This is a genomic window from Ramlibacter algicola (genome assembly GCF_016641735.1).
Classification (GTDB): Bacteria; Pseudomonadota; Gammaproteobacteria; order Burkholderiales; family Burkholderiaceae_C; genus Ramlibacter; species Ramlibacter algicola.
Genome location: NZ_JAEDAO010000001.1, coordinates 571,607 through 598,072, shown reverse-complemented (window position 1 = coordinate 598,072; position 26,466 = coordinate 571,607). Strand labels below are relative to the sequence as shown.

The following is a 26,466-nucleotide window of genomic DNA, read 5'->3' as shown; positions in this document are numbered from 1 at the left end:
CGGACTGTAGGATTGCGTCGTCGCAACGAAAATAGGCGCACATGAAAGCATCGATTGCGCGCACGCAATACCAACCGACAGCCGCCGACCTGCAGGTGGTGCTGGCCCTCGTGCGCGGCGGCACGCTGGCGGAAGCCGCGGCGCGCAGCGGCAGCGACCCGTCCACGGTGTTCCGCGCGCTGCAGCGCATCGAGCGCGAGCTGGGCCACCGCCTGTTCGAGCGCACCCGCCAGGGCTACCTGGCCACGGACACGGCGCTGGAGGTCGCACGCCACGCCGAGCGCATCGAGGCCGAACTCGAAGCCGCGCGCGCCGCGGCGACCGGTGCCGCGGGCACGGTCACCGGTCGCGTGCGCCTGACGACGACCGACTCGGTGCTGCGCGGCCTGGTGCTGCCGACCTTGCCGGCGCTGGTGCGCGAACATCCGCTGCTGCAGCTGGAAGTGCAGGCGAACAACGCCCTGCTGAACCTGACCAAGCGCGATGCCGACGTGGCGCTGCGGGCGACCCCGCGCCCGCCCGAGCACCTGGTCGGCCGCGATCTGGGGCAGATCCGCTTCGTCGTCGCCGGCCTGCGCGGCTCGCGCACGCAGCGCGCGCTGGAGGCGCAGGACTGGATCGCGCCGGACGAAGCGATGCCCGAGCATCCGAGCGTGCGCTGGCGCAAGCGTGCGTATCCGAAGCTGGCGCCGCGCGTGCTGGCCGACGGCATCGTGGGAGTCGTCGACGCGATTCGAAGCGGCGCGGGGATCGGCGTCGTGCCGCAGTTCATGCTCGAGGTGGAACCGCAGTTGAAGGCGCTGACCGATCCGCTCGAAGGCTGCGAGTCCACGCTGTGGCTGCTCGCGCATCCGGAGTCGCGCCACTTGCGCCGCATCGCCGCCGTGTACCAGCACCTGGCCGACACCATCCGCCTGCCCGGGCGCTAGACTGCCCCGATGCCCGCCGACCTGCCCGACCCGTCGCGTTGCCCACTGTGCGGCGGCCCGAACGGCTGCGCCATGCACGAGCAACGCGAGCTGTGCCGCTCGCTGGATCCGTGCTGGTGCACGCGGGCCACCTTCACCGCCGAGCTGCTCGCGCGCGTTCCCGAAACCGCGCACCACCGCGCCTGCATCTGCGCCGCCTGTGCGGCGTCCCCCGCCCGGTGAACGGCGCCAGCAGTGCGCAGGCGCTGGGCCAGCGCTGGGGTCCGCGCTACCGCTGGTACCTGCTCCTGTCGCTGATGGTCGGCACGATGGCCTCGATCATGTCGTCGACCATCGTGAACGTCGCGATCCCCGACATGAGCCACCACTTCGGCCTGGGCCAGGAGCGCGCGCAGTGGGTCAGCAGCGGCTTCATGGTGTCGTCCACCGTCGGCATGCTGGTCACGCCCTGGGTGCTGGCCCGCTTCGGCTACCGGACGACGTATGTCGCGACGATGCTGCTGCTGATGGCCGGCGGCATCGGCGGCGGCGTCGCGACGGCGTTCTGGATGGTGCTGGGCGCGCGCGTGGCCGAGGGCCTCGCCGCCGGCATCGTGCAGCCGATTCCCGCGATCGTGATGCTGCGCGCCTTCGAGCCCAGCGACCAGGGCCGCGCGAGCGGCCTGTTCGGCATGGGCGTGGTGCTGGCGCCCGCGATCGGCCCCAGCATCGGCGGCCTGCTGGTCGACTGGTTCGGCTGGCGCTCGATCTTCTTCATGGTGGTGCCGTTCTGCATCGCCTCCATCGCGCTGGCCTACATCTTCGTGCCGACCAGCGCGCCGGGCGGCGGCGACGCCCAGCGCGGGTCGCAGCTGGACTGGCGCGGCCTGGTGCTGGCCGCCGGCGGCACGCTGTGCCTGCTGAACGGGCTCGTGGAACTGCACAACGCGTCGCACGCGCAGGCCTTCCTGCTGCTGGCAGCCGCGGTGCTGGCACTGGTCGCCTTCATCTGGTGGCAGCGCCGCGCGGTGGCCACCGGCCGCGAACCGCTGATGAACCTGGCGCTGTTCGGCTACCGGACCTACGCGATGGGCAGCATCGTGGCCTTCATCTACGGCACGGCCCTGTTCGGCTCGACCTACCTGCTGCCGGTGTTCATGCAGCTGGGCCTGAAGCTGCCGGCGTCGCAGGCCGGCACCATCCTGTTCCCCGCGGGCCTCGTGCTCGCGTTCACCATCGGCGGCGTCGGGCGTCTGGTGCGCCGCGTGCCGACCTACGTGCTGGTGACCATCGGGCTGGTGCTGCTGGCGCTGTCGTTCGCGCTGATGCCGACCGTGGGGCTGGCCACGCCGCTGGCCGTGCTGGTCGCGTGGGCCATCGTGGGCCGCATCGGGCTGGGCTTCATCCTGCCGTCGCTCAACCTCGGCGCCATGCGGCCGCTGCACAAGGGCCTGATCCCGCACGGGGCGAGCGCCATCAACTTCCTGCGCATGCTGGGCGGTGCGGCCGGCGTGAGCCTGTGCGCCATCGTGCTCGAGTGGCGCGTCGCGGCGCACGGCGACTCGTTCGCGAATCCGGACACCAGCCCGGCGCGCCTGGCGGCGTTCCACGAATCGTTCTTCCTGCTTGCGGGCTTGTGCGCGCTGGCCGTGATCGCGGCGTGGCAGTTGCGCGACCCGCCCCGGCCGGACAGCGCCGACGAATAATCCTTGCCATGTGCCAACTGCTCGGGATGAACTGCAACACGCCCACGGACGTGACGTTCAGCTTCTCAGGGTTCGCGCAGCGCGGTGGCCGCACCGACCACCACGCCGACGGCTGGGGCATCGCCTTCTTCGAGGGCCGCGGGCTGCGCCACTTCGTCGACCACCAGCCGGCGTCGCAGTCGCCCGTGGCCGAACTGATCCGCCGCTATCCCATCCAGAGCCGCAACGTCGTCGCGCACATCCGCAAGGCGACCCAGGGCGAGATCTCGCTGGAGAACTGCCACCCGTTCGTGCGGGAACTGTGGGGGCGCTACTGGGTGTTCGCGCACAACGGCGACCTGAAGGACTACCAGCCGCGGCTGCACGCCGCCTTCCGCCCGGTCGGCAGCACCGACAGCGAACGCGCGTTCTGCTGGCTGATGCAGGAACTGCAGAAGTCGCATGCGGGCGTGCCGAGCGTTCGTGAACTGACGCTCACCCTGCGCGAGCTGGCACCCCAGATCGCGAAGCACGGCCCGTTCAACTTCCTGCTGTCCAACGGCGAGGCGCTGTGGGCGCACTGCGCGACCAACCTGTTCTACGTCGAGCGCAAGCATCCGTTCGCGCATGCGACGCTGGCGGACGAGGACCTGTCGGTCAACTTCGCGCAGCACACCACGCCGCAGGACCGGGTGGCCGTGGTGGTGACGGCGCCGCTGACGACCGACGAGGCGTGGACGCAGATGCAGCCGGGGGAGCTGCGCGTGTTCGTCGACGGCGCGATGCTCTAGGAAGCCTTCTTCGGCAGCTCGATGCCGGGGAAGATCTTGATCACGGCGCTGTCGTCCTCGCGGCCATGGCCAGCCGCCGAAGCCTGCAGGAACATCTGGTGCGCGGCGGCCGACAGCGGCAGCGGGAATTTCGCCGCGCGCGCCGTGTCCAGCACGAGCCCCAGGTCCTTCACGAAGATGTCGACCGCCGACAGCGGCGTGTAGTCGCCGGCCAACACGTGGGCCATGCGGTTCTCGAACATCCAGCTGTTGCCCGCGCTGTGCGTGATCACTTCGTACAGCGCGGCGGCATCGACGCCCTCGCGCAGGCCCAGCGCCATCGCTTCCGCCGCGGCGGCGATGTGCACGCCGGCGAGCAGCTGGTTGATGATCTTGACCTTGCTGCCGTTGCCGGCGCGATCGCCCAGCTTGTAGACATTGGCGGCCATCGCCTTCAGGACGTCACCGGCCTTCTCGTAGGCCTGCGGCCGGCCCGCTGTCATCATCGTCATCTGGCCACTGGCCGCCTTCGCGGCGCCACCGGAGATCGGTGCATCGAGATACAGCAGCCCCATCGCCTCCAGCCGCTGCTCGAGCGCCACCGACCAGTTCGGGTCGACCGTGGAACACATGACGAACAGGCTGCCCGGGCGCATCGCGGCCGCCGCGCCGTTCGCGCCGAACAGCACCTCCTCCGTCTGTGCGGCGTTGACGACGACGCTGATGACGATGTCGCACGCCTTCGCGACGTCGGCGGGCGAGCTGCACGCAGTGCCACCTTCGGCGGCGAATGCCTGCACCGCGTCGGGGCGTACGTCGTGCACGTGCACCGCGTAGCCGCCGCGGCGCAGCGACTGCGCCATGCCGCGGCCCATGGCGCCGAGTCCGATCAAGCCGACCTTCTGCATCTCGCCTCCTCCTTCAGCGCAGCGCCGCTTCAAGCGCGTCGACGAACATCGCGGGCACGTCGAAGCCGGCCTGCTGCGTGATCTCCTGGAAGCAGGTCGGGCTGGTGACGTTGATCTCGGTGAGGAAGTCGCCGATCACGTCCAGGCCGACGAGCAGCAGCCCGCGCGCCGCGAGCACCGGGCCGAGCGCTTCGGCAATCTCGCGGTCGCGCGCCGACAGCGGCTGCGCCACACCCTTGCCGCCGGCCGCCAGGTTGCCGCGGATCTCGCTGCCCTGCGGGATGCGAGCCAGGCTGAAGGGCACCGGCTTGCCGCCGATCACGAGCACGCGCTTGTCGCCCTGCGCGATCTCGGGCACGAACTTCTGCACCATCAGTGTCGTCGTGCCGTTGCGGTTCAGCGTTTCGGTGATGGAGCCGAGGTTCAGGCCGTCGGGACCGACGCGGAAGATGCCCATGCCGCCCATGCCGTCGAGGGGCTTGAGGATGATCTCGCGATGCTCGGCGTGGAAGCGCCGCACCTCCTCGGGGTCGCGCGTCACCAGGGTGGGGCTGGTGAACTGCGGGAACTCCATGATCGCGAGCTTCTCCGGGTGGTCGCGCAGCGCGCGCGGGCTGTTGAAGACGCGCGCGCCTTCACGCTCGGCCTGCTCCAGCAGGTGCGTCGCGTAGAAGTACTCGCTGTCGAACGGCGGGTCCTTGCGCATCAGCACGGCGTCGAAGGCGCGCAGGTCGACGCGGCGCGTGCCGGTCACCTCGAACCAGGCCTTGCCCTCGCCGCCGGTCAGGCGGATGTCGCGCACCTCGGCGTGCACCCGGCCACCGGATCGCCAGGCGAGGTGGCGCGGCTCGCAAGCGGCAATGCGATGCCCGCGGCGCTGCGCCTCGCGCATCATCGAGAAGGTGGTGTCCTTGGAGATCTTGAAGACCTCCAGCGGGTCGGCGACGAACAGCAGCGTGCGGCCGGTCATGTCAGGGCGCCTTCGGGATGGTCAGGCCGCGCTCCACGGCGGGGCGCGCGAGGAAAGCGTCGAGCGCGCGCCGGACGTTCCGGAAGCCGTCGAATCCCACCAAGTCGCCGGCGCCGTAGAAGCCGGCCAGGTTGCGGATCCACGGGAAGCTGGCGATGTCGGCGATCGTGTACTCGTCGCCGGCGATCCACTTGTTCGTCGCCAGCTGCTTGTCGAGCACGCCGAGCAGGCGCTTCGATTCGGCGACGTAGCGGTCGCGCGGCCGCTTGTCCTCGAAGTCCTTGCCGGCGAATTTGTGGAAGAACCCCACCTGCCCGAACATCGGGCCGATGCCGCCCATCTGGAACATCACCCACTGCAGCGTGTGCCAGCGCGCGGCTTCGTCCCTGGGCAGCAGCTTCCCGGTCTTGTTGGCCAGGTAGACCAGGATCGCCCCGGATTCGAACAGGGCCAGCGGGCGCCCGCCCGGGCCGTGCGGGTCGATGATGGCCGGGATCTTGTTGTTCGGATTGAGCGACAGGAACTCGGGCGAGGTCTGCTCGTCCCTGGCGAAGTCGACCCGGTGCACTTCGTAGGGCACGCCGGTTTCTTCCAGCGCGATCGACACCTTGACCCCGTTGGGCGTGGGCAGCGAGTACAGCTGCAGCCGGTCGGGGTGGGTGGCGGGCCACTTGCGGGTGATGGGGAAGTCGGAAAGGGAGGTCATGGGGGGGCACCGTAGCAGCTTCCGGGCAGCCCTGCGGCGCCTCCGGGTTGACGGCAGTGGCGGCGGCCCGGCGCGGCTGCCACACTCCGGGCACGCGGCATGCTTGGGTGCCGGCGTCCCTTTCCACCTCACGAGGAGCTCCCGATGAAGATGAAAACCCTGGTGCCGCTGGCCCTCGCCCTGGCCGCCGTCGGCGCAAGCGCGCAGGACACCCTGAAGAAGGTCGCGGACAGCGGCAAGATCACGCTGGCCTACCGCGAGTCGTCCGTCCCGTTCAGCTACCTGGCCGGCCCCGGCAAGCCGGTGGGCATGATGGTCGAGATCTCCGAGGCCATCGCCGCCGAGGTCAAGAAGGCCACCAACAAGCCGAACATCGAGATCGCGTGGCAGGCGGTCACGTCGCAGAACCGCATCCCGCTGCTGACCAACGGCACGATCGACCTGGAGTGCGGCTCCACCACCAACAACACCGCGCGCGGCAAGGACGTCGCGTTCGCGATCAACCACTTCTACACCGGCACGAAGCTGCTGGTGAAGAAGAATTCGGGCGTGAAGGACTTCGCCGACCTGAAGGGCAAGACGGTCGCGACCACCGCGGGCACGACCAACTTCCAGGTGCTGCGCAAGTACAACCAGGACAAGAACCTGGACATGAACATCATCACCGGCAAGGACCACGACGACTCCAAGCTGCTGGTCGAGAGCGGCCGCGCCGTCGCCTTCGGCATGGACGACATCCTGCTGTACGGCCTGAAGGCCAACGACAAGAACCCGGCCGACTGGGACGTGGTCGGCGAGGCGCTGCAGGTCGAGCCCTATGCCTGCATGCTGCGCAAGGACGATCCCCAGTTCAAGCAGCTGGTGGACCGCGTGATCGGCGGCATGATGAAGAGCGGCGAGTTCGAGAAGCTCTACGCCAAGTGGTTCACGTCGCCGATCCCGCCCAAGAACCAGAACCTGCAGGTGCCGATGGCTCCGGAACTGAAGAAGAACCTCACCGACCTCAGCGACAAGCCGGCCACCTGAGCCGACTTCGTCGGCGAAGGTGGCCGCCCCGGCGAAGGCCGGGGCCCACGACCGACACGAAAAAAGGGGCGCCTCTGGCGCCCCTTTCCCTTTGCGCTGTTCGCCCCTCAAATTTCGATCTTCGACCCGAGTTCGACGACCGCGTTGTTCGGCAATTTCAGGAAATCCGCCGCCGCGCTCGCGTTGTGGTGCATCTGCGCGAACAGCTTCTCCCGCCAGGGCGCCATGCCGCCGCCCATGGTGGGCACCACCACGTCGCGCGAGAGGAAGTAGCTGGTCGTCATCGGCGTGATCTCGCACCCGCGTCCGCGCATGTGCTCCAGCGCGCGCGGGACGTCGAAGTCGTTCTTGAAGCCATAGTGGATCACCACCTGCCAGCAGTTGTGGCCGAGGGACTCCACTTCCAGCCGCTTGCCCAGCCCGATCCACGGCACCTCGTGGCTGCGCACCGTGACGAACAGGTTGTGCTCGTGCAGCACCTTGTTGTGCTTCAGGTTGTGCAGCATCGCGTTGGGCACCGTGCCGGGTTCGGCCGTGAGGAACACGGCCGTGCCCTCGACGCGCGAGGGCGGGCTGACGAACACCGACTCGAGGAAGCTTTGCAGGTCGATGGCGTCGGTGCGCAGCTTCTCGTTGAGCATCGCCCGGCCCTGCTTCCAGGTCATCATCAGCGTGAACACGCAGCCGCCGATCAGCAGCGGGAACCAGCCGCCATGGAACAGCTTGAGCATGTTCGAGGCGAAGAAGGTGAGGTCGACGACGAAGAACCAGCCGGTCGCCAGCACGCACAGCCACAACGGGTACTTCCAGCCGTAGCGGATCACGAAGAAGGTCAGCGTCGTGGTGATCAGCATGTCCAGCGTCACCGCGATGCCGTAGGCGGCCGCCAGGTTGCTGGAAGAGCGGAACAGAACCACCGCCAGCACGATGGCGATGAACAGGCCCCAGTTCACGAACGGGATGTAGATCTGCCCGGTCTCCCGGACGCTTGTGTGCTCGACGTTCAGGCGCGGCAGGTAGCCCAGTTGCATCGCCTGCTTGGTGACGCTGAAGGCGCCGGTGATGAGCGCCTGCGAGGCGATCACCGTCGCGACGGTGGCCAGCACCACGAGCGGAACCAGCGCCCAGTCGGGCGCCATCAGGTAGAAGGGGTTCTTCACGGCCTCGGGCTGCGCCAGCAGCAGCGCCCCCTGGCCGAAGTAGTTCAGCGTGAGCGCGGGCATCACCACCGAGAACCAGGCCAGCCGGATCGGCTTCTTGCCGAAGTGGCCGAGATCGGCATACAGGGCCTCGGCACCGGTGACGCACAGGACGACCGCGCCCAGGATGATGAAGGTCGTGCCGGGGTTGCGCCACATGAAGCCCAGCGCATGGTGCGGGCTGAGCGCCACCAGGATCTCCGGGTGGCGCGCGATGTGGGACACACCCAGGACTGCCAGCACCAGGAACCACAGCAGGGTCACCGGCCCGAAGAACTTGCCGACGTCGCCGGTGCCGTTCTTCTGGAAAAAGAACAGGACGAACAGGATCAGGAGCGTGAGGGGGATGACGTATTGCGTGAACCGCGGAGACACGACCTCCAGGCCCTCGACCGCCGACAGCACGGAGATGGCCGGGGTGATGACGCCGTCGCCGTAGAACAGGGAAGTGCCGAAGATGCCGACGGCCAGCAGCACCCTGCGCAGCCCCGGCCTGTCCTTCACCGTCTGCGAGGCCAGCGCCAGCATCGCGATCAGCCCCCCCTCCCCGTTGTTGTCGGCCCGCAGAACGAGCACGACGTACTTGAGCGAGACGATGACCGTCAGCGTCCAGAAGAAGATCGACAGGATCCCGTAGACGTTGTCGGTCGTGAAGGGAACGTGGCCGGAGCCGAACACCTCCTTGACCGCGTACAGGACGCTGGTGCCGATGTCCCCGTAGACGACGCCGATGGCGCCCAGGGTCAATGCGGCAAGTGGGGATTTCGAGCTTTGCACGAAGGGCCCCGTCTTGGCGCCGAAGTCCGGTCATCCCGGTCTCGGTCGGCGGCGGGGTTGGGTCCTTGGAAGGGCGCTATTGTGCGCCCGCCCGGGCGCCCGGCAGCGGCGATGTTGCAGCGCAACAACTCGCCGCGCGCGGTCAGTCGTAGGTCTCGGCTTCGGGGTCGGTGGCTTCCAGCTCGTAGCTGGCGGCCAGCATGGCCAGGCGGCCGATGACGCCGTACATGTAGAACCGGTTCGGCGCGCTGGCGCCTGGCTTCTCGCCCGGCTGAGGCAAGCGCGTACTCTCCGCGAAAGCCAGTGGCACGAAGCCCGCGCCGGGCGCGTTGAGGTTCTCGTCGATGCCGCGCTCCGGGTGGACGCGGTAGAAGCCGCCGACCACGTAGCGGTCCATCATGTAGACCACGGGTTCGGCCACGGCATCGTGCATGCGCTCGTACGTCTGCACGCCTTCCTGGATGATGACGTCGGTGACCGCCTGGCCGTCCTTGACGACGGCCATCTTGTTCCTGGTGCGACGGCTCAGCTGTTCGAGGTCCTTGGCGTCCCGCACGGTCATGATGCCCATGCCGTAGGTGCCGTTGTCCGCCTTCACGATCACGAACGGCTTCTCGTTGATGCCGTAGTCCTTGTACTTGCGGCGGATCTTCGAGAGCAGCGCGTCGACGTTCTCGGTCAGGCACTCCATGCCCGCGCCTTCGCCGAAGTCGATCTCGCCGCACTTGTTGAACATCGGGTTGATCAGCCACGGGTCGATGCCCAGCATCTTGCCGAAGCGCTTGGCGACTTCCTCGTAGCTCTGGAAGTGCCGGCTCTTGCGCCGCACCGACCAGCCTGCGTGCAACGGCGGCAGCAGGTACTGCTCGTGCAGGTCCTCCAGGATGCCCGGTGGGCCCGCCGAGAGGTCGTTGTTCAGCAGGATGGTGCAGGGGTCGAAGTCCTTCAGCCCCAGGCGGTACTGGCTGCGCACCACCGGCTCCAGCACGATCGATTCGCCCGTGGGCAGCTGGATCGTGGTCGGCTCGGTGATCTCGGAGTTGATCGAGCCGATGCGCACGTTCAGGCCGGCCATGTGGAAGATGCGCTTGAGCTGCAGCACGTTTGCCAGGTAGAACGTGTTGCGCGTGTGGTTCTCCGGGATCACCAGCAGGTTGCGCGCTTCCGGGCAGATCTTCTCGATCGCCGCCATCGCCGCCTGCACCGCCAGCGGCAGCATCTCGGGCGTCAGGTTGTTCCAGCCGCCCGGGAACAGGTTGGTGTCCACCGGCGCCAGCTTGAAGCCGGCATTGCGCACGTCCACCGAGCAGTAGAACGGCGGCGTGTGCTCCATCCACTCGAGCCGGAACCAGCGCTCGATGGCGGGCATCGATTCGAGGATGCGCTGCTCGAGTTCGTTGATGGGGCCGCTCAGGGCCGTGACGAGGTGGGGGACCATTGCCGATTCCGGCCTTTCGGGCGTTAGATTTCCGACTGGGATTGTAGGAATCTGGCGGCGGACGTGCCCAATGCAAGAGCCAAGCCCCGACGCCGGCCGGCCCCGGCTCAGCCGTGGCGCGCCAGCGGCAGGTTCAGCAGGAGGTTTTGCGGCTTCAGGCGCAGCCGCTGGTTGTCGTCCATCGCCATGGCCAGGTACACCGGGTGGCCGGCCACCTGCGGCAGCACCACGCGCGGGTCGACGAAATCGAGGCGGAACAGGCACAACATGCGCCGTCCCTGCGCGTCGTCCACCTCCCCGCCCTGGTACAGGGTGTTGAGGACCGCGGTGGCCTGCGCGTCCAGGCCCACGTGCCACACCCACTGGTCCTCGTCGATCTCGCCTTCCGGGCGCACGGTCACATCGGTCCCGAGGAAGTGGCGCACCCAGCGCTCGATCACCTGGCACAGCGCGGCCAGCGCCGGCTGGCCATGGTTCAACGCGACGACCAGGTCGTGCGCCTCGCTGCGCTCCCAGTACGCGTCGGCGTTGTCCGCGCCCAGCACGTCCAGTTCGGCGGTGCGGGGCGAGGCGCCGGCCTGTCGCAGCAGCGCGATGACGTCCACCGTGTCGGCCTGGGCGCGGCGCTCCACGGTTTCATGGTCCGCCGCCATCACCTGGCCGTCCTGGATCGCGATGCGCTGCGTGCGGAACAACATCTCCGCGGCGCGCGCCTGCATCGGCGTGGCGTCCTCGGCCAGCACGTGCCGCAGCAGCACCTGGGTGAGCAGGTGCACCAGCACCGGCGGCACGTCGACGTCGCCGCGGAACAGCTGCACGTAGCTGCCTTCGAGCGTGGGCCGCGCGAGCAGCCGATCACGAAAGCGCAACCAGACTTCGTAGTTGGCGCGCGCATCGGCGTCGGCCAGGACCAGCAGCCTGGCCGCGTCCACGGCCTGCCGTGGCTGCTGCAGCAGCGACTCGTGGAGGCCACGTTCGGCGGCGCAGGACTCGGGCACCGGCGCGAGCTCGGGCCGCAACAGCAGGTGCCGCAGGAAGTCGTCCGTGACCTGCAGTTGCCCGTCGGGGCCGGCCCGCAGCGTGCGCCAGCCGCAGCTCGGCCAGTAGTCCGGCACGGGCATCACCGGCGCAGTTCGCCCTGCCCGAGCACGACCCACTTCAGCGACGTCAGGCCTTCGAGACCCACCGGGCCGCGGGCGTGGAACTTGTCGGTGCTGATGCCGATTTCGGCGCCGAGGCCGAATTCGAAGCCGTCGGCGAAGCGGGTGCTCGCGTTGACCATCACGCTGGCCGAGTCGACCTCGCGCAGGAAGCGCTGCGCATGCACGTGGTCGCGGGTGAGGATCGCGTCCGTGTGGTGGCTGCCGTAGCGGTTGATGTGCTCGATGGCGGCGTCGAGGCCGTCGACCACCTTGATCGCGATGACGGGCGCGAGGTATTCCTCGGCCCAGTCCTGCTCGGTCGCGTCGACCACCTGCGCGCCGGCGACTGTCGCCAGCAGCGCCTTGGCGCGCGCATCGCAGCGCATCTCCACGCCCTTGGCCGCGAACACTGCGCCGATGCGCGGGAGGAATTGCGCGGCGACGCCTTCGGCCACCAGCAGGCCCTCGGCCGCGTTGCAGGGGCTGTACTTCTGCGTCTTCGCGTTGTCGGTGACGGCAACGGCCATGTCGAGATCGCACGGATCGTCGACATACACATGGCAGTTGCCGTCCAGGTGCTTGATGACCGGCACCTTCGCATCGCGGCTGATGCGCTCGATCAGGCCCTTGCCGCCGCGCGGGATCACCACGTCGACGAACTGCGGCATCGTGATCAGCTGGCCGACGGCTTCGCGGTCGGTGGTCTGCACCAGCTGCACGGCGTCCTCGGGCAGGCCGCCTTCGACCAACGCCTCGCGCACCAGGCGCGCCAGTGCCTTGTTGGATTCGATCGCTTCCGAGCCGCCGCGCAGGATGCAGGCGTTGCCGCTCTTGATCGACAGGCTCGCGGCCTCGATCGTCACGTTCGGGCGGCTCTCGAAGATCATGCCGAACACGCCGAGCGGCACGCGCATGCGGCCGACGCGGATGCCGCTCGGTTGCTGCGTCATGCCGCTGATCTCGCCGACGATATCGGGCATGGCGGCGAGCTGCTCGCAGCCTTCGGCCAGCGTGTCCAGGATCTTCGGCGTGAGCTTCAGGCGATCGACCATCGGCGCGGCGAGGCCGGCCGCAGTGGCGCGCTCGATGTCCTTGGCGTTCTCGGCCTGCAAGGCCGCGCCGCTGCTGCGCAACCGGGCCGCGATCGCGCGCAGCACGGCGTTCTTCTGCGCCGCGCTGGCCCCGGACATGCGCGCGCTCGCCTGGCGGGCTTGCACCCCCAGCGATTGCATGTACTCGGCGACGTTCAGCGCATTCACGCGGCCATTCTCCCACCCTGGTTCCGCTGGGCCTGCGGGGCGGCGCATTCCTGGCACAGCTGCATGGCCAGGCGTTGCAGCGCCTGCCAGCCGTCGGTGGGCCAGCCCGGCGCCTTGAGTCCCTTGACGATGCCGTCGACGACGTGCGCGCCGTGCAGCAGGTTGGCGAGCGAGGTGGCCGACAGCCGCGGCAGCACGCGTTCGAACAGGCGTTCCTTCAGGCCCCACACGCGCTGCTCGCGCAGGGCGATCGGCAGCGGGCGGCCTTCACCCATCGCATCCTTCACGCGCTTGAGCGCGCGGATGTCCTCGGCCAGCGTGTAGTGCACCAGCACCTCGGCCTCGCCTTCGGCCTGCAGGCCGTCGAGCATGCGCTGCACACGCGCGGCTTGCCCGCCCAGCACCGCTTCCGACAGCTTGAAGACGTCGTAGCGCGCGACGTTCAGCACCGCGCTCTCGACCTGCTCGAACGACAGCTCGCCTGCCGGGTACAGCAGCGCGAGCTTCTGGATCTCCTGGTGCGCCGCCAGCAGGTTGCCTTCGACGCGGTCGGCGAAGAACTGAAGCGTGCGCTGGCCTTCCTCGCCCGCCACGACGCGCTGGCCGTTCACGGCCATGCGTTGCGCGATCCACTGCGGCAGCGCGTTGCGCTCGACCGGGTCGAGCTGGATGGTCAGGCCGTTGGTTTCCAGCGCGCCGAACCAGGCGCCGCTGCGCGTCATCTTGTCCAGCCGCGGCAACAGCACGAGGGTCAGCGTGGAGTCGTTGCCCTGCGCGCTCTCGGCGAGCTGCTGCAAGGCGGCGCTGCCTTCCTTGCCCGGCTTGCCGGAGGGAATGCGCACTTCGAGGATCTGGCGTTCGGCAAAGAGGCTGAGGGACCCGCCCGCCGCGAGCACCGCACTCCAGTCGAAGTGCGCACCGGCGACGGTATGGACGGTGCGTTCGGTGTACCCCTGCGTCCGCGCCGCCGCGCGGATCGCGTCGGCGGCCTCCTGCACCAGCAGCGGTTCGTCGCCGTGCAAGGTGTAGAGGGAACGCAGGCCCTTGGCGAGATGGGCGGACAGCTGGGCGGCGGCAAGCTGCATGGCGCCCATTGTAGGGATTGCGCCTTCTCAGGTCCGCGCTTCGGCGAGCACCTCCGCGAAGATCCCCACGGCCTTGTCGATCAGGGCCGTCGTGATCGTCAGCGGCGGCGCGAAGCGGATCACGGTCTCGTGCGTCTCCTTCGACAGCACGCCGCGCTCGGCCATCTTCTCGACGATGCGGCGGGCGCTGCCCAGCGCCGGGTCGATGTCGACGCCGATCCACAGGCCGCGGCCGCGCACGTCGCGCACCAGCGGGCCGGCCTGGCGCTGCACCTCGCGCAGGCGCTCCATCAGGTACGGGCCGATCTCCGCCGCGCGCTCGACGAGGCGTTCCTCTTCCAGCACGCGCAGGCCTTCCAGCGCCACCGCCGCCGCCAGCGCGTTGCCGCCGAACGTGGAGCCGTGGCTGCCAGGCGTGAACACGTCCATCACCGGCGCGTCGGCCAGCACGGCGCTGACGGGCAGCAGCCCGCCGCCCAGCGCCTTGCCCAGGATCAGCGCGTCGGGGCGGATGCCTTCGTGCTCGAAGGCGAACCACTTGCCCGTGCGGCCCAGGCCGGCTTGCACTTCATCGTCGACCAGCAGCACCTTGTTCTGCGTGCACCAGTCGCGCAGCTCACGGAAGAATCCCGCGGGCGGCACGATCACGCCCGCCTCGCCCTGGATCGGCTCGACCAGCACGGCGCAGGTGTTAGCGGTCGCGGCCGCGCGGATGCTGTCCATGCTGCCGAAATCGAAATGGTGGAACCCCGGCGTGAACGGGCCGAAGCCGGCCTTGTAGTCCTCTTCGGTCGAGAAGCTGATGACGGTGTTGGTGCGGCCGTGGAAGTTGCCGCGCGCGACCAGGATCTCGGCCTGCCCGTCGGCGATGCCCTTGGCGCGGTAGCCCCAGCGGCGCGCCAGCTTGATCGCGGTCTCGACCGCTTCGGCGCCGGTGTTCATCGGCAACGCGCGGTCGAAGCCGGCGATCGAGCACAGCTTCTCGAGGAAGGGGCCGAGCGTGTTGCTGTGGTACGCCCTCGAGGTGACCGCCACCTTCTGCAGCTGGCGCGTGGCCGCCGCGACGACGCGCGGATGCAGGTGCCCGTGGCTCACCGCGGAATACGCGCCCATCATGTCGATGTACTCACGCCCCTGCACGTCCCACACGAGGCAGTCGAGAGCGCGGTCGACGACGACGGGCACCGGGTGGTAGTTGCGCGCGCCGTAGCGTTGCTCCAGCCCGATGAACGCCTGGGTGGTGCCTTCCTTGATGTGCATGTCGTGCTCCCTTCGCAGTCGTTGCAATGGCACAGCCATTGTTCGCCGCATCGCGCTGCAAAGGGCGCGGTTCGAAGGGGCGGGCACTGCCGATACCGGCAGACAGGAAGGGGGCGAGCTTCCGAAACGGAAGTGCGAACTCAACCGGGAACCGAGACGCGCGGAACCGTGAACCCGGTGAATTCCTTGATCGTCTGCAGCTCGATGTTGCTGACGATCTTCTCGATGCCCAGCGCCGCCTCGTCCAGCCAGCCGTTGATGAGGCGGTGGTAGTCGTCCAGCGTGGGGCAGGAGATGCGCACCAGGTAGTCGTAGCGGCCGCTGACGATCCAGCAGGCGACCACTTCGCTCGCGGTCGCCATGCGCCGCTCGAACCGCTGCACGGATGCCTGCCGCTGGTCCTTCAGCGCGATTTCGGCGAACACGCTGACGTGCTCGCCGAGGGCGTTGCGCCTGACCAGCGCGCGGTAGCCCTCGATGACGCCGCGTTCCTCAAGACGACGAACGCGATTGAGCGTTGCGCGCGCCGACAGGTGGATGGCCTCGGACAGCGACTGCACCGTCGCGCGGCCGTCGCGCTGCAGCATCTCCAGCAGCTTGAGGTCGGCGCGGTCCAGGTCCATCCGCTCAGATCTGCTTGACGGCGGCCAGGCGCCGCATCAACTGCTGCACGAGGTCGCGCTGCATGTCGCGGTACAGGAGGGCCTCCTCGGCTTCCTTGGCGAGCACGGCCGATTCGTTGAAGCTGACGTCGCGCTGCTGCTGCAGCTCGGTCTGCGGGATCAGCTCGCGCCCCTGCGGTGTCCGCAGGCGGAACTTCAGGCGGCTGCGCAGCTGGAATTCGCGCACCTGGCCCGAAGCGTTGATGCCCACCACGACCTTCTCCTGCGAGTTCTCGAGGACGTCCAGGATGACCTGCGCATCGTTCACGTTGGCGCCGATCGGCAGCACCTTGACGTTGGGCACCGATGCGAGCGTGCGGCGCAATTCGGTCGCGACACCGCCGCTGGCGGGCAGCACCATCGTGTTGAAGGCGAACTCGGGCGCGCGCCGCAGCTCGAAGCCGCAGCCGGCCAACGCCAGGGCCCCGGCGCTCGAGAGAAGGAAGCGTCGCTGCATGGTCACACCACCACGTTCACGAGGCGGCCCGGCACCACGATCACCTTCTTGGGCGTCGCGCCGCCGCCGAACTTGGCGAAGCCCTCGCTGGCCAGCGCAGCCTGCTCGATCTGCGCCTTGTCCGCACCGGCCGGCACGAACAGCGAGCCACGCAGCTTGCCGTTGACCTGCAGCATCAGCTCCACCTCGTCCTGTTCCAGCGCCGCCGCATCGACGCGCGGCCAGGGCGCATCGAGCAGGTCGCCGTGCAGCGTGGCGTACCCCAGTTCCTGCCACAGCGCGTGCGCGACGTGCGGGGTGGCCGGGTACAGCGCGCGCAGCAGGATGCCGAAGCCTTCGGCGAGCGCGGCGTCCGCGCCCTCCTCGCCCTCGCCCTTGAAGTCCTCCAGCGCGTTGAGCATCTTCATCGCGCCGGACACAACGGTGTTGTATTGCATGCGGACGTAGTCGTAGTCCACCTGCTTGAGCACCGTGTGCACCTCGCGGCGCAGGGCCTTGGCGGTCTTGCCGAACGACGACGCGGCGCCCAGGCGCTGCACGTGCGTGGGCACCGCGCCCGTGGCCGCCAGCTTGTTCCCGAACGCCCACGTGCGGCGCAGGAACCGGTAGCTGCCTTCCAGTGCGGCGTCGTTCCATTCCAGCGTCGCCTCCGGCGGCGCGGTGAACATCGTGTACAGCCGCGCGGTGTCGGCGCCGTACTTCTCGATCAGGTCCTGCGGGTCGACGCCGTTGTTCTTGGACTTGGACATCGTCGTCCAGCCCTCGTAGGTGACCGGCTGGCCGTCGGACTTCGCCGTTGCGGAGATCACCTTCGAGTGCTCGTCGCGGGCGATGTCCAGGTCGTGCGCCCAGAAGTACTGCTTGCCGGTGGTCGTGCGCGAGAACGCCTCGTTGAGCACCATGCCCTGCGTGAGCAGGCGCGTGAACGGCTCGTCGATCTTCACCAGCCCCAGGTCGCGCATCACCTTGGTCCAGAAGCGCGCGTACAGCAGGTGCAGGATCGCGTGCTCGATGCCGCCGATGTACTGGTCCATCGGCATCCAGTACTGCGCGCCGTCGGCGACCATCACGTCGTCGCGCTTGGGATCGCAGTAGCGCATGAAGTACCAGGCCGAATCGACGAAGGTGTCCATCGTGTCGGTCTCGCGGCGCGAGGGCTTGCCGCACACCGGGCACGAGCAGGCGAGGAAGTCCTCGCGCTTGTTCAGCGGGTTGCCGCTGCCGTCGGGCACGCAGTCCTGCGGCAGGATGACCGGCAGGTCCTTCTCGGGCACCGGCACGGCGCCGTGGTCGGGGCAGTGGATGATCGGGATCGGCGTGCCCCAGTAGCGCTGGCGGCTGACGCCCCAGTCGCGCAGGCGCCAGGTGACCTTCTTCTCGCCCAGGCCCTTCTGCTGCAGGTGGTGCGCGACCGCATTGACCGCTTCCTGGTAGCCGAAGCCGCTGAAGATGTCGGAGTTGATGGTGACGCCGCGCTCCTTGTCGCCGTACCACTCCTGCCAGTGCTTGTAGTCGTAGGTCTCGCCGTCCACGTGCACGACCTGCATGATCGGCAGGTTGTACTTGAGCGCGAACGCGAAGTCGCGCTCGTCGTGGCCCGGCACGCCCATCACCGCGCCGTCGCCATACCCCATGAGCACGTAGTTGCCCACCCAGACGTCGATAGGCTCACCGGTCACCGGATGGAAGATGACCAGCCCCGTCGGCAGGCCTTCCTTTTCCTTCAGCGCGAGTTCGGCTTCGGTGGTGCCGCCCTTCTTGCAGTCCTCGATGAAGGCGGCGAGCTTCGGGTTGGTCCTGGCGGCGTGCGTGGCCAGCGGGTGCTCCGGTGCCACGGCGCAGAACGTCACGCCCATGATGGTGTCGGCGCGGGTCGTGAAGACGTACATCCGGCCGTCGCCGATCAACTGGCCGTCGGCGCCTCGGATGTCGTGCGTGAAGGCGAAGCGCACGCCCTCGCTGCGGCCGATCCAGTTCTCCTGCATCAGCTTCACGCGCTCGGGCCAGCCGGGCAGCTTGTGCTGCACGTGGTCCAGCAGCTCCTGCGCGTAGTCGGTGATCTTCAGGTAGTAGCCGGGAATCTCGCGCTTCTCGACCAGCGCACCGGTGCGCCAGCCCTTGCCGTCGATCACCTGCTCGTTGGCCAGCACGGTCTGGTCGACCGGGTCCCAGTTGACGACCTGGGTCTTGCGGTACGCGATGCCCTTGTCCAGCATCTTCAGGAACAGCCACTGGTTCCACTTGTAGTAGCTGGGATCGCAGGTGGCGACCTCGCGCGACCAGTCGATGGCCAGGCCCATCGACTGCATCTGCTTCTTCATGTACGCGATGTTCTCGTACGTCCACTTCGCGGGCGGCACGCCGTTCTTCAGCGCCGCGTTCTCCGCCGGCAGGCCGAACGCGTCCCAGCCCATGGGCATCAGCACGTTGTACCCGTTCATGCGCAGGTACCGCGCGAGCATGTCGTTGATCGTGTAGTTGCGCACGTGCCCCATGTGCAGCTTGCCGCTGGGATAGGGCAGCATCGAGCAGGCGTAGAACTTCTTCTTGCGGGTGTCCTCGACCACCCGGTAGGCATCGCGCGCCGTCCAGTGCGCCTGCGCCGCGCCTTCGACCTCGAGGTGGTTGTACTTGTCTTGCATGCGCGAGATTCTAGGAGGCGCGCCCCTCCAAGGCTCAGCGGCTGGCCGGTTCCGCGACGAAACCGATGCGGTTGAGCCCGGCCTTCTGCGCCATGCCCATCACCTCGACCACCTTGCCGTAGGCCACGGCCTGGTCGGCGCGCAGCTGGATTTCGGTGTCCGGCGCCTGCCGGCCGGCCTCGGCCAAGCGGTCGGCCAACTGCTGCGGCGTGACCGGCTTGTCGGCCACGAACAGCTGGCCCTTGGGGTCGATGGCGATCGCGATGAATTTGGGCGTGTCGCTGGGCGAGGCGCCCTCGGCGCGCGGCAGGTCCAGCCGCAGGGAGCTGGCCATCAGCGGTGCCGTGATGATCAGGATGACGACCAGCACCAGCATGACGTCCACCAGCGGCGTCACGTTGATGTCGCTGATCGGGCGCGGACCCTCGGTGCGCTCGAGGCGGCCGAAAGCCACTTCAGGCCCCTTGCTGGTGGTGCACGACCAGCTCGCGCAGGTCGCGCGCGAAGCCTTCCAGGTCGGCCTCGATGCGGCCGATGCGGCGGCCGAACACGTTGTAGCCCAGCACCGCGGGGATGGCGACGGCGAGGCCCGCGGCCGTCATGATCAGGGCCTCGCCCACGGGGCCGGCCACCTTGTCGATGCTGATCTGGCCGGCGGCGGCGATGCCGGTGAGCGCGTGGTAGATGCCCCAGACCGTGCCGAGCAGGCCGACGAAGGGCGCGGTCGATCCGACGGTGGCCAGCAGCACCTGGCCGAACTGCAGCTTGTCCAGCACGCCATGCAGCGCGTCGCGCAGCACGCGCGTGAGCTGCTGGCTGCGATCGCCCGCGGCGGCCAGCGAGCCTTCAGGCTGCGCGCGGGTGGCGTCCACCAGGGGCAGCACCAGCGTGTCACGGTCGAAGCCGGCAACGCGGGCACGCGCGTCATCCAGCGAGGCGGCTTGCCAGAAGGCGGCCGTGGACCGGCCGACGTCGCCTGCGGCACGCCGCAGCAGCCACGCCTTCCAGAGGATGACCACCCAGCTGGCGACGGACATCACCAGCAGCAGCAGCGCCACCGTGCGGCCGATCGCGTCGGCCTGGCCGAACAGCTGCATCACGCCCATCGCACGTCCCTCCCCTTGCCGGCCGCTGCCGGCGCCGCCCGGTTCACCGCAGGCCGAGCACGTCGAACATGTCGAACAGGCCCGAGCGCTTGCCGGCCAGGAACCGCACGGCGCGCAAGCTGCCCTGCGCGTACGTGGCGCGGCTGGCGGCGCGGTGCGAGATCTCGATGCGCTCGCCGGTGCCCGCGAACAGCACCGTGTGGTCGCCGACGATGTCGCCGCCGCGCACGGTGGCGAACCCGATGGTGGACGGGTCGCGCTCGCCGGTGACGCCTTCGCGCCCGTACACCGCGCATTCCTTGAGGTCGCGCCCGAGCGCCGCCGCGACCACCTCGCCCATTTTCAGCGCGGTGCCCGAGGGCGCATCCACCTTGTGGCGGTGGTGCGCTTCGATGATCTCGATGTCGTAGCCGGTGGCCAGCGCCTTGGCCGCCGTCTCCAGCAGCTTGAGCGTGACGTTGACGCCCACGCTCATGTTGGGCGCCATGACGATGGCGATGTCGCGCGCGGCGTCGGCGATCTGCGCCTTCTGCGCGTCGGAGAAGCCGGTGGTGCCGATCACCAGGTTGACCTGGCGCTCGCGGCACGCGGCCAGGTGGGCCATCGTGCCCTCGGGGCGGGTGAAGTCGATCAGGACCTGCGCTTTCGTCAGCGCCTGGCGCGGGTCGGAGACGACCGCGATGCCGCTGGCGTGGCCCAGGAAGGCGGCGGCATCGTTGCCGATGGCGGGGCTGGACGCCTGGTCCATCGCCCCTGCGAGCTGGCAGTCGCCCGAGGCGCGGATCGCCTCGATCAGCATCTGGCCCATGCGGCCGGTGGCCCCGGCGACGGCGACCTGGTGCACGGGACTCAGCGCTCGAGCGGCGGGTAGTTGGCCGGCGGCGGCGGCAGGTCCGGCACGGGCGCGGGGGCGGGCGTTCCGGCGGGCTTGACGCCCGCCTTCTGCAGCTGTTCCTCGGTGGCCTCCAGCGGGGGCACCTTGGCGACGCGGCGCTTGTTGATCGTGGCCACGAATTCGACTTCGGCCGGCATCTGGTCGCCTTCCCAGCGCTCCAGGCCCTCGCCCTTGAAGTACAGCGTCAGGCGGCGCTGCTGCTCGGGCACGCCCTGGCGGCGCATCGTGAAGACGTAGTCCCAGCGATCGGCGTGGAAGATGTCGGCGAGCAGCGGCGTGCCGAGCAGTTCACGCACCTGCACGCGGCTCATGCCGGGCTTGAGGGCCTCGACCTGTTCGCGCGACACGAAGTTGCCTTGCACGATCTCGACCTTGTACGGCGTGATCGCATCGGTGACGCGGCGGCTGACCACGCGGTCCACGCTGCCGCAGCCGGCGGCCAGCATGCACGCGGCGAGCAAGGCGCCGGCGGACTTCAGGCTCGGCAGGTTCAGGGGCATGGATCCGGGGGCAGGCGATATGATCGAACGATTGTAGCGGCAGCCCCTGCGCGCTCCTCCGCGCGCACGAGCCCCCATGGCGAACATCGACGAACTGAAAAACACCGGGTTGAAGGCGACGCTGCCGCGCCTGAAGATCCTCGACGTGTTCCACAAGGGCGACCAGCGGCACATGACCGCCGAGGACGTGTTCCGCGTCCTGCTCGAGGAACGCTCCGACATCGGCCTGGCCACCGTCTACCGCGTGCTCACGCAGTTCGAGCAGGCCGGCATCCTGTCACGCAGCCACTTCGAGAGCGGCAAGGCCGTCTACGAACTGAACGAGGGCACGCACCACGACCACATGGTGTGCCTGGATTGCGGGCGGGTCGAGGAGTTCTACGACGCCGAGATCGAGCGGCGCCAGAACGCGGTGGCCAAGGCCAAGGGCTTCGAGATCGCGGACCACGCACTTTCGCTGTACGCGCACTGCACGAAGGACGACTGCCCGCACCGGCCCCGGAAGATCGGGCGCTGACCGGCCCGCGCGCGAGCGCTCAGCCGCCGCGCTCCATCGCCTTGCGATGGCGCTCCACGAATTCGGCGTACGTGTCCACGCCGCGCAGCTGCAGGATGGTGTTGCGCACGGCGGCTTCCACCAGCACGGCGATGTTGCGGCCCGAAGCCACCTGGATGATCACCTTGCGCACCGGCACGCCCAGCACGTCCTGCGTGAGCGGCTCGTAGGGCAGGCGCTCGTAGTCGCGCTCCAGGGTCTCGCGCCGCACCAGGTGCACGATGAGACGCAGACGCATCTTCCGGCGCACCGCGGTCTCGCCGAAGATCGCGCGGATGTCCAGCAGGCCGATGCCGCGCACTTCCAGCAGGTTCTGCAGCAGCTCGGGGCAGCGGCCTTCGATGGTGGTCTGGTTGACGCGGTACAGGTCGACGGCGTCGTCGGCCACCAGGCCGTTGCCGCGCGTGATCAGTTCCAGGCCCAGCTCGCTCTTGCCCAGGCCCGACTCGCCGGTGATCAGCACGCCCAGGCCCAGGATGTCCATGAACACGCCGTGCATCGACGTGCGCTCGGCGAAGTGCTTGGACAGGTAGGCGCGCAGGACGTCGATGACGAAGGCCGACGGCTCCTGCGTGGCGAACATCGGGATCTGGGCCCGCTCGCACATCGACAGCAGCGCGTCGGGCGCGGTCTGCCCGTCCGTGAGCACCAGCACCGGTGGCTCGAGCGTGACGATGCGGGCGATGCGGCGCGCGCAGTCCTCGGGCGACGTGTTGGTGAGGTAGGCCACCTCGCGCTCGCCGATGATCTGCATCCGGTACGGATGGATGTAGTTCAGGTAGCCGACCAGGTCGGCACCCGAGCGCGCGGCGCGCACGGCGACCTCGTCGAAGCGGCGCTCTGACGCGCCGAGTCCGGCGACCCACTCCCACTTCAGCTTGTCGCGATGGTCCTCGAACAGGACATCGGCGCTGACGACGGTGGGCTTCACGCGGCGGGCGTCGGGGCTAGGCCGGCTGGGCGGACTGCCAGTCGGCGATCAGGCGGTGCAGGTCGGGGGCCGAGCCCGCGGCCTTGATCTTCTCGCGCAGCGGCGCATCGGACAGCAGCTCGGCGATCTCGGACAGGATCTCCAGGTGCTTTTGCGTCGCCGCCTCGGGCACCAGCAGGAAGATGAGCAGGCTGACCGGCTGCTCGTCCGGCGCATCGAAGCCGATCGGCTGGGCCAGCTGGAACAGCGCGGCCATGGGCGCCTTCAGGCCCTTGATGCGCCCGTGCGGGATGGCGACGCCGTGGCCCAGGCCGGTCGAGCCGAGGCGTTCGCGCGCGAAGAGGCTGTCGGTGATGAGGGCGCGCGAGAGGCCGTGCAGGTTCTCGAAGAGCAGGCCGGCTTCCTCGAACGCGCGCTTCTTGCTGGTTGCCTCGACGCCGACGAGCACCTGGGCGGCGGGCAGGATGGCTGCGAGGCGGTTCATGCGAGGCGCGATTATGCACCCGCCTCCGGACAAACCCTGAAGCCATGCCAGCGCTGGCAGGGCGGGTGTTGCGCGAATGAAAAGGAGCCCCCAGGGGCTCCATCGCAGGCCGCCCGCTGCACGCGGGCGATGCCGATCACATCAGGCGCTTGGGCGCCGGGTGGTGGTGGTCCTGCAGCCGGGTCTTGTGGCGGCCGACCTGGCGGTCGAGCTTGTCGACCAGCTCGTCGAGCGCCGCGTAAAGGTCCTCGTGCGAACTCTCGGCGAACATGTCGTTGCCCTTGACGTGGATGCGGCACTCGGCCCGTTGTCGTCGTTCCTTTTCCTTCTGCTTCTCCACCGTGAGGAGCACCTTGATGTCAACGACCTGGTCGAAGTGGCGGGTGATGCGATCGAGCTTGGTGGTCACGTAACTGCGCAGCGCGGGGGTGACTTCGAGATGGTGACCGCTGATCGTCAAGTTCATGCAAGACCTCCTGGTGTGCTCGGTGGGGAGTCCCGCCGGAGGACCGGCGGGCGGTGGAGAAGCTTGAACTGCGTTGCGGATCATGATGCGCCCGCACCCCTCGGATTGCAATCGCGACCAACGCATCCGAAACAAAAAAGAAAAGCGGCCCCCAGGCCGCCTTTCACTGGTGGAACGCGGACCGTGCCCGCACCACGATGGATCAGTGCCACTGCCAGGCGGCGGGCTTCGCGTAGTGCGTCCAGTCGCCGTGGCCGCGCATGCGCGGGTGGGCCTGCGCGCCCGGGCGCTCGAGGTTGGCGTGCTCGACGCGATCGCCCTGCGGCTTGTCGCTGGGGACGTCGGAAAAACGGTTGGGGCTCTTGGATTCGGTCAACATGGCGGGCTCTCGGTGGGTGCGGCCTCAGCTGCCGCTGTCGTTGCTCGGGTTGCGGTTGTCAGCGGGGCGGTCGCCGCGCTGCGCGTGGGGGCTCAGGAACGGCCAGGCATGGCCCGGGCGCCGGCTGCGCTGCGGGTCGGCTTGCCTGTCGCCCTGGGCGTTCGGGCGCCAGCTCAGGCGGGCGGCGTTCGGGTCGTTCGCTAGCTGGATCATGGGGACGGCTCCTTGGTCCGTGCAGGCACTGCACCGACGATGGACCGACTCTAGGGACGCGACCTCATCGGCGCTGTCGGACAGGTCGGCCCAGCCATGTAGGACGGTTCCTGCGGTCGGGCCAGCCGGCGGATGGCCCAGCCGTGGCGGCCCGTTGCCCACAATGCCCGCATGCCTTCCACTCCCCGCGGCACGGGCCTGCGCCCAGCGACGTTGCCGACAAGTCAGCGCGTACTTCTGCTGGTCGACTTCATCACCTCGCTCGACTTTCCCGGCGCCGAGAAGCTGGCGCCGAAGGCCCTGGCCGCCGCGCGTGCGACCGCCGCCCTGAAGCGGCGCCTGCATGCCGAAGGCGTGCCCACGATCTATGCCAACGACAACTACGGCGTCTGGCAATCCGACTTCCACAGCCTCGTGTCCACCTGCCTCGGCCTGGAAGGCGAAGCCGGCCAGATCGCGCGGCTTCTGTACCCCCAGGCCGACGACATCACGATCCTCAAGCCGCGCCATTCCGCCTTCTATGCGTCGGCGCTCGAACTGCTGCTCACCGAGATCGGCGCGCGCGAACTCGTGATCTGCGGCCTGGCCACCGACATGTGCGTGCAGCTCACCGCGGCCGACGCCTTCCTGCGTGAATTCAAGGTGTGGGTGCCTGCCGATTGCACGGCCGCGGAGGACGACGAAGCCAAGCAACGCGCGCTCGACTACATGGCCAACGTGTTGAAGTGCGACGTGCAGCCGTCGACGCCCGGGGAGCCGAAGACGGCGTGATGGCGCCGACTCCTCGCGGCGCTACCATCGCCGGCGAGGGGACAGCTTGAGCCTGGGGACGATCATCCATGCGGGACTGGTGCGGCCGGACCGGCCGGTGCATGCGCTCGTCCTCATGGGCGGTGGCGCCCGCACCGCGTACCAGGTCGGCGTGCTCAAGGCGCTCACCGCCATGCTGCGGCTGCAGTCGCCGTTCGAGGAGGACTTCCCGTTCCAGGTGCTGGTGGGCACGTCGGCCGGCGCGATCAATGCGGCGTTCCTGGCCGGCCAGGCGGCGCAGGGCCTCGCTGCCTTCGACCAGCTCTCCGCTTTCTGGTCGCGGCTGCGCAGCCAGGACGTGTACCGGTTGCAGGTGGCGCCCTGGCTGCGGTTCTCGCGCCTGGCGGTGGCGCTGAACCTGTGGACCCGCGCGCGCACCGACGGCGCCATCCTGGACACCATGCCGCTGGTGGACACGCTGCACCGCGCGGTGAACCTGGGCGGCATCGAGGACGCGTTCGAGCAAGGCGCGCTGGACAGCGTCGCGATCACCGGCTCCAGCTACACGACGGGCGTGCACTGGACGTTCTGCCACGCCGGCGAGGACCGCTGGCGCGAACCCTGGAGCCGCCCCGGCCGGCGCTCGGAATTCCAGCCGATCACCATCGAGCACCTGATGGCGTCCAGCGCCATCCCGTTCCTGTTCCCCGCCACGGCGCTGTGGGTGGACGGCCGGCGCGAGTACTTCGGCGACGGCTCGATGCGCCAGGTGTCACCGCTGTCGCCCGCCATGCACCTGGGCGCGCACAAGGTGCTGGTGGTCGGCGTCGGCCAGCCGCAGCGCGCGGGGTTCGCCGGCGGCGAGGCCACGAACGGCGCGCCGGGCATCGGCGCCATCGCCGGCCACGCGATGGCCAGCGTGTTCCACGACACGCTGCAGGCCGACGTCGAGCAGGCGCAGCGCGTCACCCGCACGCTGCAGCAACTGCCGCGCGAGGTCGCTGCGGTGCTGCCCTATCGCAGCGTCGAAGTGATGTCGATCCAGCCGACGCAATCGGTCGACGCGCTGGCGCAGGCGCATGCCCACGAACTGCCCGCCGGCGTGCGCCGCGCGCTCGGTGGCCTGGGCGCCGCCCGCGGTGCCGGCGCGCTCGCCAGCTACCTGCTGTTCGAGCAGGGCTTCGTGCGCGCGCTGATGGCGTTGGGCGAGCAGGACGCGTACGCGCGCAAGGACGAATTGCTGGCTTTCGTCAGCGGCCGCGCGGCATAATCGCGGCCGTCCCAAACCCACC

General features: G+C 69.0%; 29 protein-coding genes. 8 read left to right on the top strand and 21 right to left on the bottom strand.

Going from position 1 to position 26,466, the window contains the following annotated elements:
* The first annotated feature begins 41 nt into the window (after nucleotides 1-41).
* The 4 genes from I8E28_RS02945 to I8E28_RS02930 are packed head-to-tail and all read left to right on the top strand — an operon-like array spanning nucleotide 42 to nucleotide 3,384.
* Complete coding sequence (locus tag I8E28_RS02945; protein WP_200786351.1) at nucleotides 42-929, top strand: LysR family transcriptional regulator; 888 nt, start codon at nucleotides 42-44, stop codon at nucleotides 927-929.
* A gap of 9 nt (nucleotides 930-938) precedes the next feature.
* Nucleotides 939-1,151, top strand: coding sequence for a cysteine-rich CWC family protein (locus tag I8E28_RS02940; RefSeq protein WP_200786350.1), 213 nt, complete (start codon nucleotides 939-941; stop codon nucleotides 1,149-1,151).
* Entirely contained in the window at nucleotides 1,148-2,614 is a 1,467-nt protein-coding gene (locus I8E28_RS02935; RefSeq protein WP_338050708.1) for an MFS transporter, read from the top strand. Before I8E28_RS02940 ends, I8E28_RS02935 begins: the two co-directional genes overlap by 4 nt.
* An 8-nt stretch (nucleotides 2,615-2,622) precedes the next feature.
* On the top strand, nucleotides 2,623-3,384 hold the full coding sequence (locus tag I8E28_RS02930; RefSeq protein ID WP_200786349.1) for a class II glutamine amidotransferase: 762 nt from the start codon (nucleotides 2,623-2,625) through the stop codon (nucleotides 3,382-3,384).
* Here I8E28_RS02930 and ltnD read toward each other — a convergent pair.
* The 3 genes from ltnD to I8E28_RS02915 are packed head-to-tail and all read right to left on the bottom strand — an operon-like array spanning nucleotide 3,381 to nucleotide 5,947.
* Complete coding sequence (ltnD, locus tag I8E28_RS02925; protein WP_200786348.1) at nucleotides 3,381-4,271, bottom strand: L-threonate dehydrogenase; 891 nt, start codon at nucleotides 4,269-4,271, stop codon at nucleotides 3,381-3,383. The two genes, I8E28_RS02930 and ltnD, sit on opposite strands and share 4 nt — an antisense overlap.
* Nucleotides 4,272-4,284: 13 nt before the next feature.
* On the bottom strand, nucleotides 4,285-5,241 hold the full coding sequence (gene gshB / locus I8E28_RS02920) for a glutathione synthase (RefSeq protein ID WP_200786347.1): 957 nt from the start codon (nucleotides 5,239-5,241) through the stop codon (nucleotides 4,285-4,287).
* Between the two features lies 1 nt (nucleotide 5,242).
* On the bottom strand, nucleotides 5,243-5,947 hold the full coding sequence (locus I8E28_RS02915; RefSeq protein WP_200786346.1) for a glutathione S-transferase N-terminal domain-containing protein: 705 nt from the start codon (nucleotides 5,945-5,947) through the stop codon (nucleotides 5,243-5,245).
* 144 nt (nucleotides 5,948-6,091) lie between these two features.
* Between I8E28_RS02915 and I8E28_RS02910 the strand changes: the two genes are divergently transcribed.
* On the top strand, nucleotides 6,092-6,973 hold the full coding sequence (locus I8E28_RS02910) for an amino acid ABC transporter substrate-binding protein (protein ID WP_200786345.1): 882 nt from the start codon (nucleotides 6,092-6,094) through the stop codon (nucleotides 6,971-6,973).
* A 107-nt stretch (nucleotides 6,974-7,080) separates the two neighbouring features.
* Here I8E28_RS02910 and I8E28_RS02905 read toward each other — a convergent pair whose 3' ends face one another.
* The 13 genes from I8E28_RS02905 to I8E28_RS02845 all read right to left on the bottom strand — a co-directional run bounded on the left by I8E28_RS02905 (nucleotide 7,081) and on the right by I8E28_RS02845 (nucleotide 21,395).
* A complete protein-coding gene (locus I8E28_RS02905; RefSeq protein ID WP_200786344.1) occupies nucleotides 7,081-8,949 on the bottom strand; it encodes a KUP/HAK/KT family potassium transporter in 1,869 nt (622 codons plus the stop codon).
* 142 nt (nucleotides 8,950-9,091) lie between these two features.
* Nucleotides 9,092-10,387 carry a glutamate--cysteine ligase gene (gene gshA, locus I8E28_RS02900; protein WP_200786343.1) on the bottom strand — a complete coding sequence of 432 codons (1,296 nt, stop codon included), beginning with the start codon at nucleotides 10,385-10,387 and terminating at the stop codon, nucleotides 9,092-9,094.
* A gap of 107 nt (nucleotides 10,388-10,494) precedes the next feature.
* Nucleotides 10,495-11,508 (bottom strand): DUF6352 family protein, encoded by a 1,014-nt coding sequence (locus I8E28_RS02895; RefSeq protein WP_207794000.1) that lies wholly within the window; start codon nucleotides 11,506-11,508, stop codon nucleotides 10,495-10,497.
* Nucleotides 11,508-12,788: a glutamate-5-semialdehyde dehydrogenase gene (locus I8E28_RS02890; protein WP_200786342.1), complete on the bottom strand. Its 1,281-nt coding sequence runs from the start codon at nucleotides 12,786-12,788 to the stop codon at nucleotides 11,508-11,510. Before I8E28_RS02890 ends, I8E28_RS02895 begins: the two co-directional genes overlap by 1 nt.
* Nucleotides 12,785-13,873, bottom strand: a complete 1,089-nt coding sequence (gene holA / locus I8E28_RS02885) for a DNA polymerase III subunit delta (protein ID WP_200786341.1) — start codon at nucleotides 13,871-13,873, stop codon at nucleotides 12,785-12,787. Before holA ends, I8E28_RS02890 begins: the two co-directional genes overlap by 4 nt.
* Before the next feature lie 27 nt (nucleotides 13,874-13,900).
* A complete protein-coding gene (gene rocD / locus I8E28_RS02880; RefSeq protein ID WP_200786340.1) occupies nucleotides 13,901-15,133 on the bottom strand; it encodes an ornithine--oxo-acid transaminase in 1,233 nt (410 codons plus the stop codon).
* A 140-nt stretch (nucleotides 15,134-15,273) separates the two neighbouring features.
* The gene (locus tag I8E28_RS02875) at nucleotides 15,274-15,756 is read right to left on the bottom strand and encodes an Lrp/AsnC family transcriptional regulator (RefSeq protein WP_200786339.1); all 483 of its coding nucleotides are present in this window, start codon (nucleotides 15,754-15,756) and stop codon (nucleotides 15,274-15,276) included.
* Nucleotides 15,757-15,760: 4 nt separating this feature from the next.
* The gene (locus I8E28_RS02870) at nucleotides 15,761-16,252 is read right to left on the bottom strand and encodes an LPS-assembly lipoprotein LptE (RefSeq protein ID WP_200786338.1); all 492 of its coding nucleotides are present in this window, start codon (nucleotides 16,250-16,252) and stop codon (nucleotides 15,761-15,763) included.
* Between the two features lie 2 nt (nucleotides 16,253-16,254).
* Nucleotides 16,255-18,894 carry a leucine--tRNA ligase gene (leuS, locus tag I8E28_RS02865; protein ID WP_200786337.1) on the bottom strand — a complete coding sequence of 880 codons (2,640 nt, stop codon included), beginning with the start codon at nucleotides 18,892-18,894 and terminating at the stop codon, nucleotides 16,255-16,257.
* 34 nt (nucleotides 18,895-18,928) lie between these two features.
* Nucleotides 18,929-19,348 (bottom strand): biopolymer transporter ExbD, encoded by a 420-nt coding sequence (locus I8E28_RS02860; RefSeq protein ID WP_200786336.1) that lies wholly within the window; start codon nucleotides 19,346-19,348, stop codon nucleotides 18,929-18,931.
* Between the two features lies 1 nt (nucleotide 19,349).
* Nucleotides 19,350-20,000: a MotA/TolQ/ExbB proton channel family protein gene (locus I8E28_RS02855; protein WP_200786335.1), complete on the bottom strand. Its 651-nt coding sequence runs from the start codon at nucleotides 19,998-20,000 to the stop codon at nucleotides 19,350-19,352.
* Nucleotides 20,001-20,043: 43 nt separating this feature from the next.
* Complete coding sequence (gene dapB / locus I8E28_RS02850; protein ID WP_200786334.1) at nucleotides 20,044-20,844, bottom strand: 4-hydroxy-tetrahydrodipicolinate reductase; 801 nt, start codon at nucleotides 20,842-20,844, stop codon at nucleotides 20,044-20,046.
* A 5-nt stretch (nucleotides 20,845-20,849) separates the two neighbouring features.
* The gene (locus tag I8E28_RS02845; protein ID WP_200786333.1) at nucleotides 20,850-21,395 is read right to left on the bottom strand and encodes an outer membrane protein assembly factor BamE; all 546 of its coding nucleotides are present in this window, start codon (nucleotides 21,393-21,395) and stop codon (nucleotides 20,850-20,852) included.
* Nucleotides 21,396-21,471: 76 nt separating this feature from the next.
* Here I8E28_RS02845 and fur point away from each other — a divergent pair, with 76 nt between their 5' ends.
* Nucleotides 21,472-21,912: a ferric iron uptake transcriptional regulator gene (fur, locus tag I8E28_RS02840; RefSeq protein WP_200786332.1), complete on the top strand. Its 441-nt coding sequence runs from the start codon at nucleotides 21,472-21,474 to the stop codon at nucleotides 21,910-21,912.
* A gap of 19 nt (nucleotides 21,913-21,931) precedes the next feature.
* Here fur and hprK read toward each other — a convergent pair whose 3' ends face one another.
* From hprK to I8E28_RS02815, 5 genes are all read right to left on the bottom strand, one after another.
* Nucleotides 21,932-22,882, bottom strand: coding sequence for an HPr(Ser) kinase/phosphatase (gene hprK / locus I8E28_RS02835; protein WP_200786331.1), 951 nt, complete (start codon nucleotides 22,880-22,882; stop codon nucleotides 21,932-21,934).
* 16 nt (nucleotides 22,883-22,898) lie between these two features.
* On the bottom strand, nucleotides 22,899-23,366 hold the full coding sequence (locus I8E28_RS02830) for a PTS sugar transporter subunit IIA (RefSeq protein WP_200786330.1): 468 nt from the start codon (nucleotides 23,364-23,366) through the stop codon (nucleotides 22,899-22,901).
* A 136-nt stretch (nucleotides 23,367-23,502) separates the two neighbouring features.
* Nucleotides 23,503-23,832 carry a ribosome hibernation-promoting factor, HPF/YfiA family gene (gene hpf, locus I8E28_RS02825; protein ID WP_200786329.1) on the bottom strand — a complete coding sequence of 110 codons (330 nt, stop codon included), beginning with the start codon at nucleotides 23,830-23,832 and terminating at the stop codon, nucleotides 23,503-23,505.
* Between the two features lie 202 nt (nucleotides 23,833-24,034).
* Complete coding sequence (locus tag I8E28_RS02820; protein ID WP_200786328.1) at nucleotides 24,035-24,211, bottom strand: hypothetical protein; 177 nt, start codon at nucleotides 24,209-24,211, stop codon at nucleotides 24,035-24,037.
* Nucleotides 24,212-24,235: 24 nt separating this feature from the next.
* Entirely contained in the window at nucleotides 24,236-24,424 is a 189-nt protein-coding gene (locus I8E28_RS02815) for a hypothetical protein (protein WP_200786327.1), read from the bottom strand.
* A gap of 171 nt (nucleotides 24,425-24,595) precedes the next feature.
* Between I8E28_RS02815 and I8E28_RS02810 the strand changes: the two genes are divergently transcribed.
* Nucleotides 24,596-25,195: a cysteine hydrolase family protein gene (locus I8E28_RS02810; RefSeq protein WP_200786326.1), complete on the top strand. Its 600-nt coding sequence runs from the start codon at nucleotides 24,596-24,598 to the stop codon at nucleotides 25,193-25,195.
* A gap of 46 nt (nucleotides 25,196-25,241) precedes the next feature.
* A complete protein-coding gene (locus I8E28_RS02805; protein WP_239027172.1) occupies nucleotides 25,242-26,444 on the top strand; it encodes a patatin-like phospholipase family protein in 1,203 nt (400 codons plus the stop codon).
* The last annotated feature ends 22 nt before the right edge of the window (nucleotides 26,445-26,466 follow it).